The organism is Desulfovibrio sp. (assembly GCA_016208105.1).
In the GTDB taxonomy this organism is placed as follows: domain Bacteria; phylum Desulfobacterota; class Desulfovibrionia; order Desulfovibrionales; family Desulfovibrionaceae; genus Fundidesulfovibrio.
On sequence record JACQYS010000022.1, the window covers coordinates 431,513 to 446,701 of the forward strand.

Here is a 15,189-nt window from a genome sequence, read left to right on the forward strand (position 1 = left end):
ACTATGTTCGCCAAGCTTGAAAGCATCGAAGCCAGATACCTGGAACTGGAGAAGGAACTCTCCTCCCCCGAGATATTGTCCGACCAGGAACGTTACCGCAAACTCACCAAGGCCCACGCCGACCTGGGCGAGGTGGTCGGCGTGTACAGGCGCTTCAAAAAGCTCAAGGAAGACCTTGCGGAGAACACGCTTCTTCTTGAAGACTCCGATCCTGAGATGCGCGAGATGGCCAAGGCGGAAATCGCCACCGGCCAGGTCGAGATGGTGAACCTCGAGGAGGAGTTGAAGGTTCTCCTCCTGCCCAAGGATCCCCTGGACGAGAAGAACATTCTCCTGGAAATCCGCGCCGGCACCGGCGGCGAGGAGGCGGCCCTGTTCGCCGCCGACCTGTTCCGCATGTACATGCGCTACGCCGAGCGCAACCGCTGGAAGATCGAGGTGATGAGCGAATCTCCCTCGGACACCGGCGGGTACAAGGAAATAATCGCCAGCATTTCCGGCGAAAAGGTATACAGCCGCCTGAAATACGAATCCGGCACGCACCGGGTGCAGCGCGTTCCGGCCACAGAATCCCAGGGGCGCATCCATACCTCGGCCGCCACCGTGGCCGTGCTGCCCGAAGCTGACGAGGTGGACGTCCAGCTGGACCCCAACGAGCTGCGCGTGGATGTGTACCGCTCCAGCGGCCCTGGCGGCCAGAGCGTGAACACCACGGACTCTGCCGTGCGGGTCACCCACATCCCCTCCGGACTTGTGGTCATCTGCCAGGACGAGAAGAGCCAGCACAAGAACAGGGCCAAGGCCATGAAGGTGCTTCTTTCGCGGCTTCTGCACCTGGAGCAGGAAAAGCAGCGCCTGGCCCAGGAGGCCAACCGCCGCCAGCAGGTGGGGTCCGGCGACCGTTCCGAGCGCATACGCACCTACAATTTTCCCCAGGGACGCATGACCGACCACCGCATCAACTTCACCCTCCACAACCTGGACAAGATCATGGACGGCGACATCGAAGACATGATGGGCGCCCTCACCAATCATTTCCAGACGGAGGCTCTCAAGGCCCAGGCCGATTTAGCCTAAAGGCCTCTCTCACAATCTTCTGCTACGGCTATAAGGCCCGGGTTCGCCCGGGCCTTTGTTTTTCCCAAGGGTGATTTCTCAGCGGCGACCCCAGATTCAACCGGCGTGAACGCTCTTGAGGGCTTCATAAAAAAATGCAGGCCCAGGGGGATCGATCTCTATGTCGCCGGGCTCAGGTCGCATTTCAAGGCTAGACTGCAACGATTCGGTACAGATTCGCTTGTTGGATGGGACCATATTGTCGATTCCGTTGCCGAGGCGATCTTGATCGCATCCTACAAGGGCCGCTACGGTCCGGAAAACCACGATTCTTCGACAACGAATTCACAGTAGCGTTTTTCGGTGCGCACACAGAGTGTCGGGGACAATATACGAAATCACCATGAAGTTTCGATCGATCAGCGGAGATAAAACAAACCTTTACTAAAAAATGGCCATGCAATAGCTTTTCTCCTCATCAAGCAACATTCCACCCCCGGGGAGTGCCTTGCCGTCTCTTCAACGTGCCGCACGCTTTGCCCGCGTTCTTACTCGGCTGCCGGAAGGTTTTTTGTTCCTGTCGTTGTTTCTTGCCTTGGCCTGTCTTCCCGCCATGGCGGAGCAGAGCTCGCCCGAATCCCGCTTTATCCCCCGCTTCCAGCACTTTGACGTTGAGGACGGTCTGTCGCAGTCCTCGGCAGTCTGCCTGGCCCAGGATCATGAGGGGTTTCTCTGGATAGGGTCCTATGCCGGGCTCAACAGGTATGACGGGTACTCGTTCAAAACGTTCGGGTCGGATCAGGGGAAGTCTGGTTCCCTGGCGGACGCGAATATTCGTTCCCTGGCCGTGGACGACACGGGCACCCTGTGGGTGGGGACGCGAAACGGCGGCCTTTCCCGGTACGACAAGGCGCTCGATTCTTTCGTCAACTATCTGCACGACAAGGCCAACCCGGCGAGCATCCCGGCCAACGAAGTGCACGCGATCCATCAGGACCGTTCAGGCGTGATCCGTGTGGGTACCGCGGGCGGTTTGGCTGAACTGGACAGGAATACCGGAACGTTCCGGCTGATCGCCCAGGAGGGGGCGCCCAAGGGCAGTGGGGAAATCGTGTCCATTGCCCAGGATAACAGCGGGAGAATATGGGCAGCTTCGCGCAAGTCCCTGTTCATGCTGGACGGCTCCGCGGGAGCGCTCAAGCCCGCCATGAGCGATGCGCTTTCCAAAAGCCTGGCCACCGCCCAAATCAATCAGCTGTATTTTGAAAGCGGCACTGTCTTGTGGATCGTCAGCGACGTGGTCGGGCTTTTCAGGCTCGACGTGTCGACCGGGACCTTTGAAACCCACCTGGAATCGATAGGCGTATTCAAACTGGTACGCGACCACTTGGGCACGCTTTGGGCGGCCACCTTGAAAGGGGTCGGCCGCCTGGTGGAGGACGGGTCCCAAAGACGGTTCGAGCTTTTCGGGCACGACCCCTACGACCCTGACTCCATAAGCCAGGACGATGTGATGTCTCTTCTGGAGGACTCATCCGGCATCCTCTGGGCGGGCACCTATTCAGGAGGGCTGAACAAGCTTGTCCCGGGTTCGCGCTGGTTCGCCTCCTACCGCCGGATACCGGGCAATCCTTCCTCACTGCCTGGAAAGGAAGTGAGCTCGGTCTTTCTTGGAAAAGACGGCGACCTCTGGGTTGGGCTTCGCTACAACGGCCTGGCCAGGATGGACCGGACCCGAAAGGTCGTGGAGCGTTTCCGGCATGACGGGGGCGACCCGGCCAGCCTGGCCGACGATCAGGTCAATTGCGTCATGGAGGATTCCAGGGGGCGCATATGGGTTGGCACTGTGGAGCAGGGCATCAGCGTCCTGGAACGATCCACAGGGAAATTCACCCACTACCGGCACAGGCCTGATGACCCCCAAAGCATCAGCCAGGATAAAATCTGGTGGCTCTTTGAGGACCAGGCCGGAATCGTCTGGGCCGGAACCAGCAAGGGCGGGCTCAACCGGATCGACCCCCGGACCGGGCGCGCCACCCGCTATGTCAACGATCCCAAGGACCCGGCGAGCATAAGCCACGACAGGGTCCGCTTCATCACCCAGTCCCGGGACGGCTCCCTGTGGATGGGTACCAATGCCGGGTTGAACCGTTTTCTCCCATGGAACGGCACGTTCACCAGCTGGAAAAACGACCCGAAAAATCCTGACAGTCTCTCGAATGATCGGGTCACGCCCATCGTGGAAGACGCTACCGGCGTGCTCTGGGTTGGGACGGACCAGGGACTGAACCGTTTCGATCCGTCCACGGGCAGGTTCAAGCGTTACATGGAGCGGGACGGCCTGGCTGACGACGGCATCCAGGGCATGGCCATGGACGGACAGGGCAGGCTGTGGATGAGCACCTTCAAGGGCATATCGCGGCTTAACCCGGCAACCGGGGAAGTGAGGAACTATTCTCGGCGCGACGGGCTGGTCGGGGTGGAGTTCTACATGAACGCCTTCCACAAGGGGCACAACGGCGAACTCTTCTTTGGGGGCTTCTCGGGACTGAACGCGTTCTTTCCGGCGGATGTGCGGGACAACCTCCACGCCCCGTCCCTGGCGGTCACGGAGTTTCGCGTAAACAACCATGTTAGGCCTCTGTCTTCCGCGGGCAGCGGCGGCAAGGTGGTGCTGAGTCCCAGCGACCAGAGCATGACCATCGAATTCGCGGCCATGGATTTCACCAATCCGGCAAGGAACCAATATGCGTACAAGCTGGAAGGGTTTGACGCCGAGTGGGTGGAGATAGGTTCTTCACGCAGGGCGACCTACACGAACCTCGATCCGGGCAATTACCGCTTCCTGGCCAAAGGCAGCAACAACGAGGGCCACTGGTGCAAAACGCCGCTGGCGATTTCCATGGAGGTCGTCCCGCCCTACTGGAAGACCTTGTGGTTCAAGACGGCGCTGGTGCTTGCCTGCGCGGGCGCCGCGTACGCGTTCTATTCCTTCCGTCTGAGCGCCCTGAAGACCCGGCGCAGGCAGTTGGAAGAGACCGTGGCCAGCCAGACGGCCTCGCTTCGCATCGAGATTGAGGAGCGCGTCAAGGCCGAGGCGGAACTCAGGCAGAGCCAGCAAAGCTTCAGGACCATCTTTCTCTACAGCCCAGTTGCCGTGGGCATCATCTCGGTCCGTGACGAAGGCATCATCCAGGTGAACGAGGCCTTCTGCTCGCTGACTGGCTACACGGTGGAGCATGTCCTGGGCCGCACGTCGGCCGAGCTCGGGTTGTGGTACGACATGGAGAAGCGAAGGGAGCTGCTCGAAGAGGTTTTGGAGCGGCGGGTGGTGCTGAACCGGGAGATGGAGCTGGTGAACCGCTCCGGGGAACTGGTTCACGTGCTTTCCTCCGCCGCCCTCATCGAAGTGTTCAACGAGCCGTGCGTGCTGTGGCTGGTGCTTGACATATCGGAGCGCAAGGCGCTGGAGATGAGCATGGTCGAGGCCCGTGAACGGGCAGAGGCGGCCAACCAGGCCAAAAGCGATTTTCTGGCCAACATCAGCCACGAGATCCGCTCGCCCATGAACGCCATACTCGGGCTCACGGAGCTGGCCCTGCATCAGGACCCGCCGCCGACCCTGCGCGGCCACCTGGAAAAGGTGGCTTCGGCCAGCCACGTACTCCTCGGAATAATAAACGATCTGCTGGACCTCTCCAAGATCGAAGCCGGAAAGATGGAGTTGTTTTCCGCCCCCTTCTCGCTTGGGTCCGTTCTGGACAGGATTTCGGATATCTACGCGACCAAGGCCAAGGAAAAGGGGATCGAGTTTTCAGTGGACATCCAGGACGGTGTTCCCTTGTATCTGAGCGGAGACAGCTTGAGGCTCGAGCAGATTCTCATCAACCTGGTGGGCAATGCCGTGAAATTCACCAGCCAGGGCGGGGTGAACGTATCCGTGGGCGGCGCTGAAACAGAGCCCGGGAAGGCTACGCTCTCCTTCACCGTTACGGACAGCGGCATCGGCATGAACGAGGAGCAGATCGAACGCGTGTTCAGTCCCTTTGTTCAGGCGGACGCCTCCATGTCCCGGAAGTTCGAGGGCACCGGCCTTGGCCTGTCGATCGTGCGCAAACTCGTGGACCTGATGGGCGGGGATGTCGCTGTTCAGAGCTCGCCAGGCCAGGGAAGCACCTTCACGTTCACGGCCCGGTTCGAACTGGATACGTCCGAAGCGGTTCAGCCTGTGGCCAGCCGTGGCCAAGCCTCCGGGCTGGAAGGCCTGCGGGTTCTGGTGGTGGACGACAATGCCTTGAACAGGGAACTCACCGCGGAACTGCTCAAGATGGCGGGGGTGGACACCCGGGCAGTCGCCGGGGGCAAGGAGGCCCTGGAGGTTCTTTCAGAGGATGCCTTCGATGCCGCCCTATTGGATGTCCAGATGCCGGAGATGGACGGCTACGAGCTGTCCAGGGCCATACGCGCGCTTCCATTGCCCGGGCGCATGATTCTCCTGGCCCTTACCGCGCACGCAATGTCCGGCGACAAGGAGCGCTGCCTGGAAGCGGGCATGGACGGCTACCTCACCAAACCCGTCATGCCGGAGGTCCTGTTCGCAACGCTTCGGAAGATGCTCGGCCGCGAAAGAGGGGCCAAGGCCTGAGAAAGGGCTTGGAATACTTGCGCCCCAAAGGTATGAACCCGCCCAGGCATGACCAAACAGCCCACTGTCCGGGATATTCTCCTCAAGACTGAAACCTATCTGCGCGACAAGCAAGTCGACTCCCCGCGCCTCTCGGCCCAGGTGCTCCTGGCCACGGGGCTTGGCCTTGACCGCGTGGGACTCTTTCTCAACATGGACCGCCCGCTACGACCTACGGAGCTGGACCTCCTGCGTCCGCTGGTGGCCAGGCGGGGGGCTGGAGAACCCGTGGCCTACATTACCGGCGAACGGGAGTTCTTCAGCCTCGCCTTCGAGGTGACGCCCGACGTTCTCATCCCCAGACCGGAGACCGAGATGATAGTCGAGGAGGCCCTGCGCCGCATTCCGGGGGAGAGCGATCTGGCCTTCGCGGACCTGGGAACCGGCTCCGGTTGTCTGGCCGTGACCTTGGCCACGCATTTGCCCACGTCGCGCGGGGTGGCCCTGGACGTGAGCAAAGGCGCCCTGGCCGTGGCCGAGCGCAACGCCGTTCGTCATGGAGTCCGGGACAGATTGGAATTCGTGGAGGCCTCCTTCTCCGGCCTGCCGGCAAAGTCAGGGGGCTACGGACTCATCGTGTCCAACCCTCCCTACGTGAGCGAAGGCGAATACGGCGAACTCTCGCCCGAGGTGGCTGCGCACGAGCCCGTCTCGGCCTTGGTCCCCGGAACCACGGGCCTGGAGGCCTATCCCGGCATTGTGGAGGTCGCCTGGAGAACCCTCGCTCCGGGCGGAGTGCTCATTCTTGAAATCGGCTGGAAGCAGGGCGAAGCGGTGAAGGGTTTTCTGGAATCCGCGGATTTCGGTTTCGAAGCCGCAGCCGTCCTGCCTGATCTGGCCGGACATGACCGGATTGTGCTTGGGAAAAAGCCGGAGTAGGAAACTAACCTCTTTGCCAATTCCAGGCCAAGGTGGGAGCATGCTGGAACTCGTGGTCTTTTTGTGCGGCGCCGTGGTCATGGTGGTCGAACTGGCTGCCACGCGGGTGCTGGCCCCCTTTCTCGGAACATCCACCGTGGTCTGGACCAGCGTCATCGGCGTCATCCTGGCGGCCCTGTCCCTGGGGTACTGGTGGGGCGGGCGCCTGGCGGACAGGCATCCTTCGCCAAAAGCCCTGTCTCTGGTCATTCTCCTGGCCGCCGTGTTCACCGGCCTGATCGGCTTTTCCCGTTCATTCGTGGTGGAGATGATCCAGGCGTCCGGCAGCGGCCTTCATTTCAGCTCCGTTCAGGCCGTGGTGCTGCTGTTCGCCCCTCCGGCCACGCTTCTGGGCATGGTGTCGCCTTTCGCGGCCAGAATCCGCATGACGGACTGCTCCCGGGCTGGCAGTACGGTGGGCAGGCTCTACGCCCTGTCCACGGTGGGCAGCATCGTGGGCACCTTTGCCGGGGGGTTCTTCCTGATAGCCTTCTTCGGCAGCGCCATGATCCTTTTTCTCATGGCCTCGGTGCTGGCTCTGGCCTCCATTCTGTGCCACGTGGGCAAATGGCCCCTCAAGGCCGCCCTGGCCGGGGTGTTCGTGGCCTTGTACCTGGTGGCGGCGGCGGACGCGCGTTCCCTGGCCGCTTCCGGCGTCATCGATGTGGACACCCCTTACCAGAGGGTGCTGGTCTATCCCTCGCGCGATTTTACCTCCGGCCGGGCCATGCGGGCCTTGAGCACTGGGCCCGAGGGCGTGCAGGGGGGCGTCTATCCGGACGAGCCCAATGCCCTGGCCTTAAACTACACCCGCTACCTGCCCATGGCCTCCCATTTTTCTCCGGACATGCGCCGGGTGCTGGTGCTTGGCGGCGGCGCGTACGCCTTTCCAAAGTATGTGCTTTCAAAACATCCGTCGGCCACGCTCGACGTGGTGGAGATCGACCCCGGCATCACCGCCCTGGCCAAAGCCCATTTCTTCCTGCCGGACGACGCGCGCCAGCGCATCATTCATGAAGACGCCCGGACGTTTTTGAACGCCAATTCGAGCCGCTACGACGTGATCGTGGAGGACGTGTTCAATTCGGCGGCCTCCATTCCCTTTCATCTGGCCACGGTGGAGACCGTCAGGAAGATCGCGGACGCCCTGAAAGACGACGGCGTGCTCATCGTGAACACCATCGCCGCTCTTGAAGGGCCGAAATCCAGGCTTTACAAATCCTTCTTCGCCACCTACGCGTCCGTGTTCCCGCAGGTCCACGCCGTGCGGGCCTGGGGATCGAGCGCCGAAACCGATTTGCAGAACATCCTGCTTGTCTGTTTCAAGTCCTCCGCGCCCAGGCAGTGGACCAGCCCGGATGAATCCATGCAGACGAAACTGGACAGGCGCATACCGGCCCCCGACCTGGCCGGGGCCCTGGTACTGACGGACGATTTCGCCCCTGTTGAACGCTATCTAACCGGTTGGTGACCAATGAATGACAAAGACCCCTGCCCCTGCGGCTCCGAACGCTCCCTGTCGGAATGCTGCGGCCCCATCGTTTCCGGAAAGAGCCTGGCCCCCACGGCCGAGGCCCTCATGCGCTCGCGCTACTCGGCCTATGCCCTGGGCGACATGGCCCATCTGAAGCGCTCCCTGGACCCGCGCTGGCACGCTACCTTCGACGAACCCGGAGCCAAGGAATGGTCCGAGAAGGCCACCTGGAAGGGACTGACGGTTCTTTCCACCAAGGCCGGACAGGAAGGGGATGAAGAGGGCGAGGTGGAGTTCGTGGCCCGCTTCGAGATGGACGGCGAGGAGCAGCAGATGCGAGAGAGGGCGCGCTTTCGCAAGAAGGGCGGGGAATGGCGCTACCTGGACGGCAAGGTGAAGTCCACCCAGGAGCCTGTGGTCGCCTCCGGACCCAAGGTGGGGCGCAATGATCCCTGCCCCTGCGGCAGCGGGAAAAAGTTTAAAAAGTGCTGCGGCTGAGAGATATTCTCCGCTTTTTTCAAATAGCTGTTGACAGCATGACCCCTCGAGCGTAATCACCACTTTCCCAACGACGCGGGGTGGAGCAGACCGGTAGCTCATCGGGCTCATAACCCGAAGACCGTGGGTTCAAATCCCACCCCCGCAACCAAGGAAATCAGGGCCTTACGGAGAATATCCGTAGGGCCCTTTTCCATTAAATCTAGTAAAATAACTCTAGTGGTACATATCTGGTACAAACGACAGCGCAAGCCGTCCCCAGATTTCCAACTTTCAAAGAAATCCAAAGAAAAAGGCCGATAAACCCGGCCTTTCCTGTGATTCGTCCTTGATCTTCTTTACTCTGCCCGGTGGTCTTGCTCTATTGCACGCCAAGGATGAAATCCGCTGCCCGCTGCCCGCTGCCCGCTAGGCCTGGGATGCTGCCTGGACGGCAAGCTTGGAATCGCCCTTAAAAGCCTTGGTCCATCCTGAAATATACGCGGCGCAATTTTCCAAGGTTTCGCGCTAAATCCCGGCGCATCCACAAAGTAAGGCCGCGCCCATCTCGGCTACAAGGTCTTCCTTGGAGTATTCCCGATCCCCGAAGTGGCGGACCTCGCCGGAGTTTCTACGATTCAAACGGCTTTTGATTTCACGGTAATCCAGGTAACTGCTTCAAACAAAATAACAATATGAAAGATACTATTGCACCATGAATAGTAATGACTTACAAGTAATATATCAATACTGTATCAAAAGAGAACCGTACTCCATTTTCTCAAAAGTTTCTGGAGCAATTACACCGTTTAATGAGTACAATTACGCCGGTATTGCGACATTCAAATTGTCTAAGAAAGCAAGGGCTATAAAATATGACTACCAGTTAAGATTATTATGTGTCACTAGAAGCCAGACGGAAACTCTTTTTGGTGTTCTTTGAGTAAAGGTCTGTAAGTAATAATAAGCTCCGAGAATAGTTTCGCTGAATTTCTTAGTTTAGTCTTTGGTCTATATGTAATATTTACAGTCGGGAAATACCAATTATACACATCCTCATCATCGTCATTATACTTCTCAGAATATTTTCCATACTGTTTACCAATCTCTGCCAAGAGTTTACCCTTGTCGTCGGGATAACCTTCTACCGCGATCGTGAGTAATCTATTTTTATAATACTGATATGTGACATCTTTAATGATAACGCCATTGATGTACATTTTCTCGTTTGGGTTTCTATACCAATGATTATTTTGCGCGGGGATTATTTTTATAAAATGAGAAGGTATAGGTGAACCCCACTTAAGACCCCTAAACCCGTCAGGCTCGCTAGCTACAGCATTACCAGCCAATACTAGCAGTATGAACAACAAGAAACGAATAGATTTAGTGTTCATCACTGTTAACCTCTTGTGTGGTGATTGGCTTTGTAAAATACGTTGGAAGAGGTATGAATTGGTGATCTGGATATTTCTTTTTTAAGATTTCATGAAACTCAACAGCTACTGATGGAATATTTTTCAATAATTTTCCTTCCATTTCATATATTTCATCAACCAAAGAGCTTGCCTGTGCTACAATATTTTTAGGCAACATTTTATCAATTTCATCTAATGTCCTATCATACCAAACTTTATCCTTAATTTGTATCGCTAGCTTTTGCAATTGTAAGTTGATAGCATTAAACTCTTTAATATTATTGATGAATAAATGAAAACTTTTCTCTAACCCTGAAAGCCTTCCCATTACTATATGATTCTCTGTGTTTATTAAGAACGATAGCGTTTTATAGTCAATCACTACGTTTGAATAGTCAACCATGTTTAAAATATCCATTTGTAAGTATTTGTATTGCTTGTCTCTTACCCCATCAAGTTCTTTTTTGATAGATTTCAGCAATGAATACTGTTGAATGATGGTGAAGATAACGAAGTCGCCACTCGCTTTATTATCACCAACAGTCTTCAACTCTTCTTTTCTTATTGTCCATCTGAAAGCAGAGTATGCGCCAATAAATGCACCAGCCAATGGCCCAACAATGACTTTCATCCACGACAAGTAATCAATATTCGTTAGATGTGTCATGATGATTTCAAAGTGCTGTTGTACATCTGCTGGCATTAATTGCTCCAGATTCTAAACGAAATTTCTCCTAATTACACTTAAAGAAAATAAATCATACTTTTGAAAGACAAATATAAATACAAACAGCACCAGCGCCAACAGGAACAATAAAGTCAAGTCCTATTGTTTTAAAACTAAATATGTACTTTGACTTGTTCCTTAAGCTCTTCAACTCTTCATTTACTGCTGTACTGTGTTGCGAATACAATTTCTCATCAGCCAATGATATTAATTGCTTTCGTATATCATTATATCTTTCATAAAAGTAAGTTGTGATATAATTTATAAACTCGTATAATGTTAATGCCAGTATTGCAGAATACAATATAGTATTATTTAAATTTTGAAATGTTACACCATAATAATTAATATTTTGTATGACTATGTTAAAATTCGAAAAAAATATTCCTATGGATGAAAAGACAAGCAAGTTTCTTCTGATTCTCTCCGCACGATCAGACAAATCAAAAGAAAGGTCATTTGTGGGTTTAACGGGAGGCCTGCTTGTTGATTCCGTTCTAGGGTTCAAACCAGGAGTGATCTCAACAGAGGCGTTTGAATCTTTGACCTGATCCATTGAAACAAACTCCCAGACAAACAATTAAGGTGAATCTGACCCACCTACTCGTAACCCTACCTTCTTTTGCATGATGTCAAAAGTAATCGCAATACCCGTGGAAACACGCCTAGAGCTAGGATAACCCAGGCTCCAAGCATGACTACGAAACCAACCTAAGATTTGCCCATGTCTTTTGAGACTTGTTGCCCCCGGCAAGTTTTATAAAATCCTTAAGCTGCTTGCCTAGCTCCTGGTCCTGATAGAATTTGAGTGCATCGTCGGTTGATCTGGCTAAAGACTCAGTGAAATAATTGCACGCTATAGCCAGTGCGCAGCCCGGAAAGCAACGGAATGGCCGAGGCCTTAGTAAACACCTTCAAGCGGGATTACGTGCGCGTGCACGAACGCCCTGATGCGGCCAGTCCTGGCTCAGCTTCCCAACTGGTTCGAGGACTACAACGAGAGGCATCCCCGCAATGGTCTGCGGATGAAATCTCCCTGGGAGTTCATCCGCTCGTCAGCAACCGCAGGGTGTCCGATTTAGCAGGGGCAACTCCAGTATTTGGGGTAAGAATAAGGCAAAAACGCCAAGGTCGGTTGTCAGGTATTTTCGTGAAATTCGTGTAGCGAAATTACGCGATAGCATGGACGGGCATGGCCGAGCCGGGCGAGGAACCAAGCTGATCAGGATAAGACGCGATACGCTTTATCAATACCAGGATCACCTTGAGCCCGGGTCATAAAAAGGTGGGAGAGGAACCCGGCAAGTCAGCCCTGCCGCCGGATGGCGAACTGGCGCAGCTCCTTCATGCTGGAAAGGCCCAACTTGCGTACCAGCCGGCCGTAATAGGTTTCCACGGTGTGGGAGCTGATGTTTAGGGCCTTACTCATCTCGGCGCAGGTATCGCCGCGCCCGAGCCTGTCCAGTATCTGCCTCTCGCGCTGGCTCAAGGCCGCCTCCCCGCTGTCACCTGGCGAAAGAACCCGGTCGGCCAGGCTGCGCATGACCTCCGGACTGGCGTAACGCCGCCCCTCGGCCACCGCTTGGATGGCGCCCAGCAGAACATCCTCGACCTCGCGCTTGGTGACGTAGCCCATGGCCCCGTGGCTAAAGGCCTGTTCGATGGATTTGCTGTCCTCGTGCATGGAGTAGATGAGCGTCGGGACGCCCCGGGCGGTCAAGTCGCCTATCATGTCCAGCCCGGACTCCTGGGCCAGGGAGAGGTCCACCAGGGCAACGGCGGCCCCGGCCGCGTCTATGCGGGTCAGAAGTTCCGACCGGCTGCCTGCCACGCCGCACACGGCGTAGCCGCTTTGCGTCAGCAGCAGCGACAGGCCGTTTCGCATGACCGGATGATCGTCGACCAGAAAGACGCGAAGTCCAGATGACGCAGCCTTATCCATCGCCGTCCTCCCGTGGGGTTCTGTCCGGCGCGCACACAAGGGAACAGGACACCAAGGTCCCGCCCCCGGCGACGTCGTCTATGGTAAGCTCCGCCTGGATCATGCTCGCCCGGTACGCCATGATCCGCAAACCGAGTCCCCCCTGGGGCACAGACGCGGCCTGGCGGCCGATGCCGTCGTCACGCACGGTGAGGACAAGGCGTCTGTCCGGGCCGCAGTGAAGAGCGATGTCGATGCAGGCCGGTTTGGCATGTTTGACGGCGTTGGCCACCGCCTCCTGAGCGATGCGGAAAAGCTGCACGAGATGCTCGTTGCGGCATCTCGCACATGCCAGATTCTCCGAGTAGTCGATGTCGATACCGCTCGACCGGCCCGCTTGCCGCGCCAGTTCGGCCAAAGACGCCCTGACATCACCAGGAGCGTGTTCCACCGGCCAAAGACCCCGGGAGAGGTCGTAGGCCTGGCTGACCGAATCTTTCAGCAGCGCGGCGATTTCCTGGACTTCCATTTCCACGGCTGGCTCGGCGATGGGGCGGCGCGCCAGGGCCGCGCAACGCATACGGGTGCCTGTCAGCTGCTGGCACAGGCCGTCGTGCAGATCGTGGCTCAAACGGCGGCGCTCCTCCTCGCTGACATTGACGATTTCCCGTTCCAGCCGGGTGCGCTCGTCCATTTCCACCCGCAGGTCCGTGGAGAGCTTTTCAACGGCAGTGAAGGCATTGGAAAAACGCTGGGCCATGGCCAAGGCCTGGGAGAGGACGAAAGCGAGCACTCCGAGAGGGAGCATGTCAATGCCGCCGTGGCTGAAAACATGCCAAGCGATGTCGTAAATGGAAGTCGCAGACAGCACAATAAAACCGAGAGATAAAACAAGCGCACCATCGCGCCTGCGCCAGAGGCAAAGTGAGAGCGAAACAAGATAGACAATGTTCAGTGCGAATGTAACAACAGAAAGCCAAGGAACAGAATCGTACATGACGCTTTGACGCTGTGTGATAACTATGAACACAAACACAACACTTCTAATGTCGCAAATGTGCTGAAATAAAATGATAAATTCCTTTGGATACATGGATCTGTAGAATCTGTATATGAAAGATCCGGAGATGGCATAGGCAGCTATGCATATTCTTGCGATGGTTCCTGGATCAATGTGTGGAAACATGAATGCCAGAAGCCAGTCTGATGAGTCAAAGGTGACGAAGATGCAGGAAAATATAATGCATTCCAGGCCGAAATAGAGTGTAGAGATCTCTTTCTTTTTGAGAAAGAAGAGGGCGAAATGGTAGATGGCCATGATGAGCATGCCGCCGACGAAACACATTGACCACGCCCAAGTCCGAATATGGTCCCGTTCCAATTGATCCGGGAGGCCCAAGACTATCGGATGCAACACGCCGCCCCTGCGGAGAGTGTAGTTGGATATCTGTAGCACCAATTCTATGGGCGCGGCATGGCTTTCAAGCTTGGCAAGAACCAGGGAGCGGTTCGCTATTTCCCCGGCATCGTCGTTGCCAATGACACCGCTGGAGGCGATGAGCTTTCCGTCGGCCCAGAGCCGGTAGGCCCCATGAATGGCGAAAAGGCGCAGGGCCAGCTGGTTGTCGCCGGTACCAGGCAACAGGCGCAGGCGAAAGGTGGCCTGCCCACGGCCGGGCAGGGGCTGGTCGTGATACTCATGGCCCTTCCAGGTGCCGGGCAGGTGCAAGAAATCGGATGAGTCCACGGCGCCGGGCGTGAAATCCCCGGGGCCAAGCAGGCGTCCCCAAAAGAATTGCCATTGTCCGTCGAGCCTCACCGGCCCGTCCCGCGCCGCATCCCAGGTGGAAAGGTCGATTACGCCGTTTTCGGCCACGGGCATGGTCTTGCCGTTTCCGGAACACCCGCAGACAAGCAAAAGGAGCATGGCCAACAAAAGGGCGGCTCGAGCCTTTCTGACGCTTTTATCCATGCACATGCCCCGGCATTACTCCCCGGCGTCCGTATTGTCCCTGCCCGCGCTCACCTGAACGGCAAAAGGCGAGCAGCCCTGGCTTCGGCCCCAGCTGGGCACGTTTGCCCAGCAATGCACTGAAAATGTTCAAAAGTCCAAACCGGCGCGGCCGTCCGGCCCGGCGCACGCCAAGCATTTCATGCGCTTGGTGTTAAGAGAAGATTATTGATCGATCCGCCGTGTAGCGGAATCCCGCTACAAAAAAATCACGGAAATACCTGACAGCCGCCTCTCCAGGCTTTGCGTTATCAATTCGTCGAACAGGCAGGCGGCCTCATTGCAAGGCTTCACATCACGCCACGCAGTAGCCGGTATTTTCAAGGGCGAAATCATCATGGAATGCGAGGAGATAAACTGCTCGATCGAAAACCGGCGCTGGGAATCCGGCGCATGCTGGCCCCACGGTTCGCCGGGCCACAAGCCCCCCGCCCCTGAGGCCGTGCCCCCCCGCGGGGAGCATGCTGCTGATGAACCTTCCAACAGATGCCAGCGGCTTTCGT

The 15,189-nt window shown here is 56.7% G+C and carries 11 protein-coding genes, 1 tRNA gene and 2 pseudogenes; 8 read left to right on the top strand and 6 right to left on the bottom strand.

All coding sequences use genetic code 11. The features are described 5' to 3' along the window. The first annotated feature begins 3 nt into the window (after positions 1 to 3). The 7 genes from prfA to HY795_14600 all read left to right on the top strand — a co-directional run bounded on the left by prfA (position 4) and on the right by HY795_14600 (position 8,781). Positions 4 to 1,077, top strand: a complete 1,074-nt coding sequence (prfA, locus tag HY795_14570; protein ID MBI4806453.1) for a peptide chain release factor 1 — start codon at positions 4 to 6, stop codon at positions 1,075 to 1,077. Between the two features lie 105 nt (positions 1,078 to 1,182). Continuing rightward, the gene (locus HY795_14575; GenBank protein ID MBI4806454.1) at positions 1,183 to 1,410 is read left to right on the top strand and encodes an STAS domain-containing protein; all 228 of its coding nucleotides are present in this window, start codon (positions 1,183 to 1,185) and stop codon (positions 1,408 to 1,410) included. A 217-nt stretch (positions 1,411 to 1,627) separates the two neighbouring features. Further along, entirely contained in the window at positions 1,628 to 5,701 is a 4,074-nt protein-coding gene (locus HY795_14580) for a response regulator (protein ID MBI4806455.1), read from the top strand. Positions 5,702 to 5,749: 48 nt separating this feature from the next. Continuing rightward, positions 5,750 to 6,619, top strand: a complete 870-nt coding sequence (gene prmC / locus HY795_14585) for a peptide chain release factor N(5)-glutamine methyltransferase (GenBank protein ID MBI4806456.1) — start codon at positions 5,750 to 5,752, stop codon at positions 6,617 to 6,619. Positions 6,620 to 6,659: 40 nt separating this feature from the next. Then, the gene (locus HY795_14590; GenBank protein ID MBI4806457.1) at positions 6,660 to 8,129 is read left to right on the top strand and encodes a fused MFS/spermidine synthase; all 1,470 of its coding nucleotides are present in this window, start codon (positions 6,660 to 6,662) and stop codon (positions 8,127 to 8,129) included. Between the two features lie 3 nt (positions 8,130 to 8,132). Then, positions 8,133 to 8,630, top strand: coding sequence for a YchJ family protein (locus tag HY795_14595; GenBank protein ID MBI4806458.1), 498 nt, complete (start codon positions 8,133 to 8,135; stop codon positions 8,628 to 8,630). 74 nt (positions 8,631 to 8,704) lie between these two features. After that, a tRNA-Met gene (locus tag HY795_14600) sits at positions 8,705 to 8,781 on the top strand. A 257-nt stretch (positions 8,782 to 9,038) separates the two neighbouring features. Here the strand turns inward: HY795_14600 and HY795_14605 are convergent. The 4 genes and pseudogenes from HY795_14605 to HY795_14620 form a co-directional block, all read right to left on the bottom strand. Then, positions 9,039 to 9,278, bottom strand: a pseudogene (locus tag HY795_14605) (hypothetical protein). 236 nt (positions 9,279 to 9,514) lie between these two features. Next, complete coding sequence (locus HY795_14610) at positions 9,515 to 10,006, bottom strand: hypothetical protein (protein ID MBI4806459.1); 492 nt, start codon at positions 10,004 to 10,006, stop codon at positions 9,515 to 9,517. Continuing rightward, positions 9,996 to 10,730, bottom strand: a complete 735-nt coding sequence (locus tag HY795_14615; GenBank protein ID MBI4806460.1) for a hypothetical protein — start codon at positions 10,728 to 10,730, stop codon at positions 9,996 to 9,998. Before HY795_14615 ends, HY795_14610 begins: the two co-directional genes overlap by 11 nt. Positions 10,731 to 10,785: 55 nt before the next feature. Next, on the bottom strand, positions 10,786 to 11,310 hold the full coding sequence (locus HY795_14620) for a hypothetical protein (protein ID MBI4806461.1): 525 nt from the start codon (positions 11,308 to 11,310) through the stop codon (positions 10,786 to 10,788). Between the two features lie 306 nt (positions 11,311 to 11,616). Between HY795_14620 and HY795_14625 the strand changes: the two are divergent. Further along, positions 11,617 to 11,836 (top strand): annotated as a pseudogene (locus HY795_14625) (transposase). 224 nt (positions 11,837 to 12,060) lie between these two features. On the opposite strand, the gene HY795_14630 reads toward HY795_14625, so the two are convergent. Further along, a complete protein-coding gene (locus HY795_14630; GenBank protein ID MBI4806462.1) occupies positions 12,061 to 12,696 on the bottom strand; it encodes a response regulator transcription factor in 636 nt (211 codons plus the stop codon). Beyond that, the gene (locus HY795_14635; GenBank protein ID MBI4806463.1) at positions 12,689 to 14,557 is read right to left on the bottom strand and encodes a sensor histidine kinase; all 1,869 of its coding nucleotides are present in this window, start codon (positions 14,555 to 14,557) and stop codon (positions 12,689 to 12,691) included. Before HY795_14635 ends, HY795_14630 begins: the two co-directional genes overlap by 8 nt. Positions 14,558 to 15,189 lie beyond the last annotated feature (632 nt).

Bases quoted from the DNA above. Each gene is read 5' to 3' on its own strand.
- HY795_14635 (MBI4806463.1), bottom strand. From the start codon at position 14,557: ATGCCCGTGGCCGAAAACGGCGTAATCGACCTTTCCACCTGGGATGCG.
- HY795_14615 (MBI4806460.1), bottom strand. From the start codon at position 10,730: ATGCCAGCAGATGTACAACAGCACTTTGAAATCATCATGACACATCTA.
- HY795_14595 (MBI4806458.1), top strand. From the start codon at position 8,133: ATGAATGACAAAGACCCCTGCCCCTGCGGCTCCGAACGCTCCCTGTCG.
- HY795_14590 (MBI4806457.1), top strand. From the start codon at position 6,660: ATGCTGGAACTCGTGGTCTTTTTGTGCGGCGCCGTGGTCATGGTGGTC.
- HY795_14630 (MBI4806462.1), bottom strand. From the start codon at position 12,696: ATGGATAAGGCTGCGTCATCTGGACTTCGCGTCTTTCTGGTCGACGAT.
- HY795_14610 (MBI4806459.1), bottom strand. From the start codon at position 10,006: ATGAACACTAAATCTATTCGTTTCTTGTTGTTCATACTGCTAGTATTG.
- prmC (MBI4806456.1), top strand. From the start codon at position 5,750: ATGACCAAACAGCCCACTGTCCGGGATATTCTCCTCAAGACTGAAACC.
- prfA (MBI4806453.1), top strand. From the start codon at position 4: ATGTTCGCCAAGCTTGAAAGCATCGAAGCCAGATACCTGGAACTGGAG.
- HY795_14620 (MBI4806461.1), bottom strand. From the start codon at position 11,310: ATGGATCAGGTCAAAGATTCAAACGCCTCTGTTGAGATCACTCCTGGT.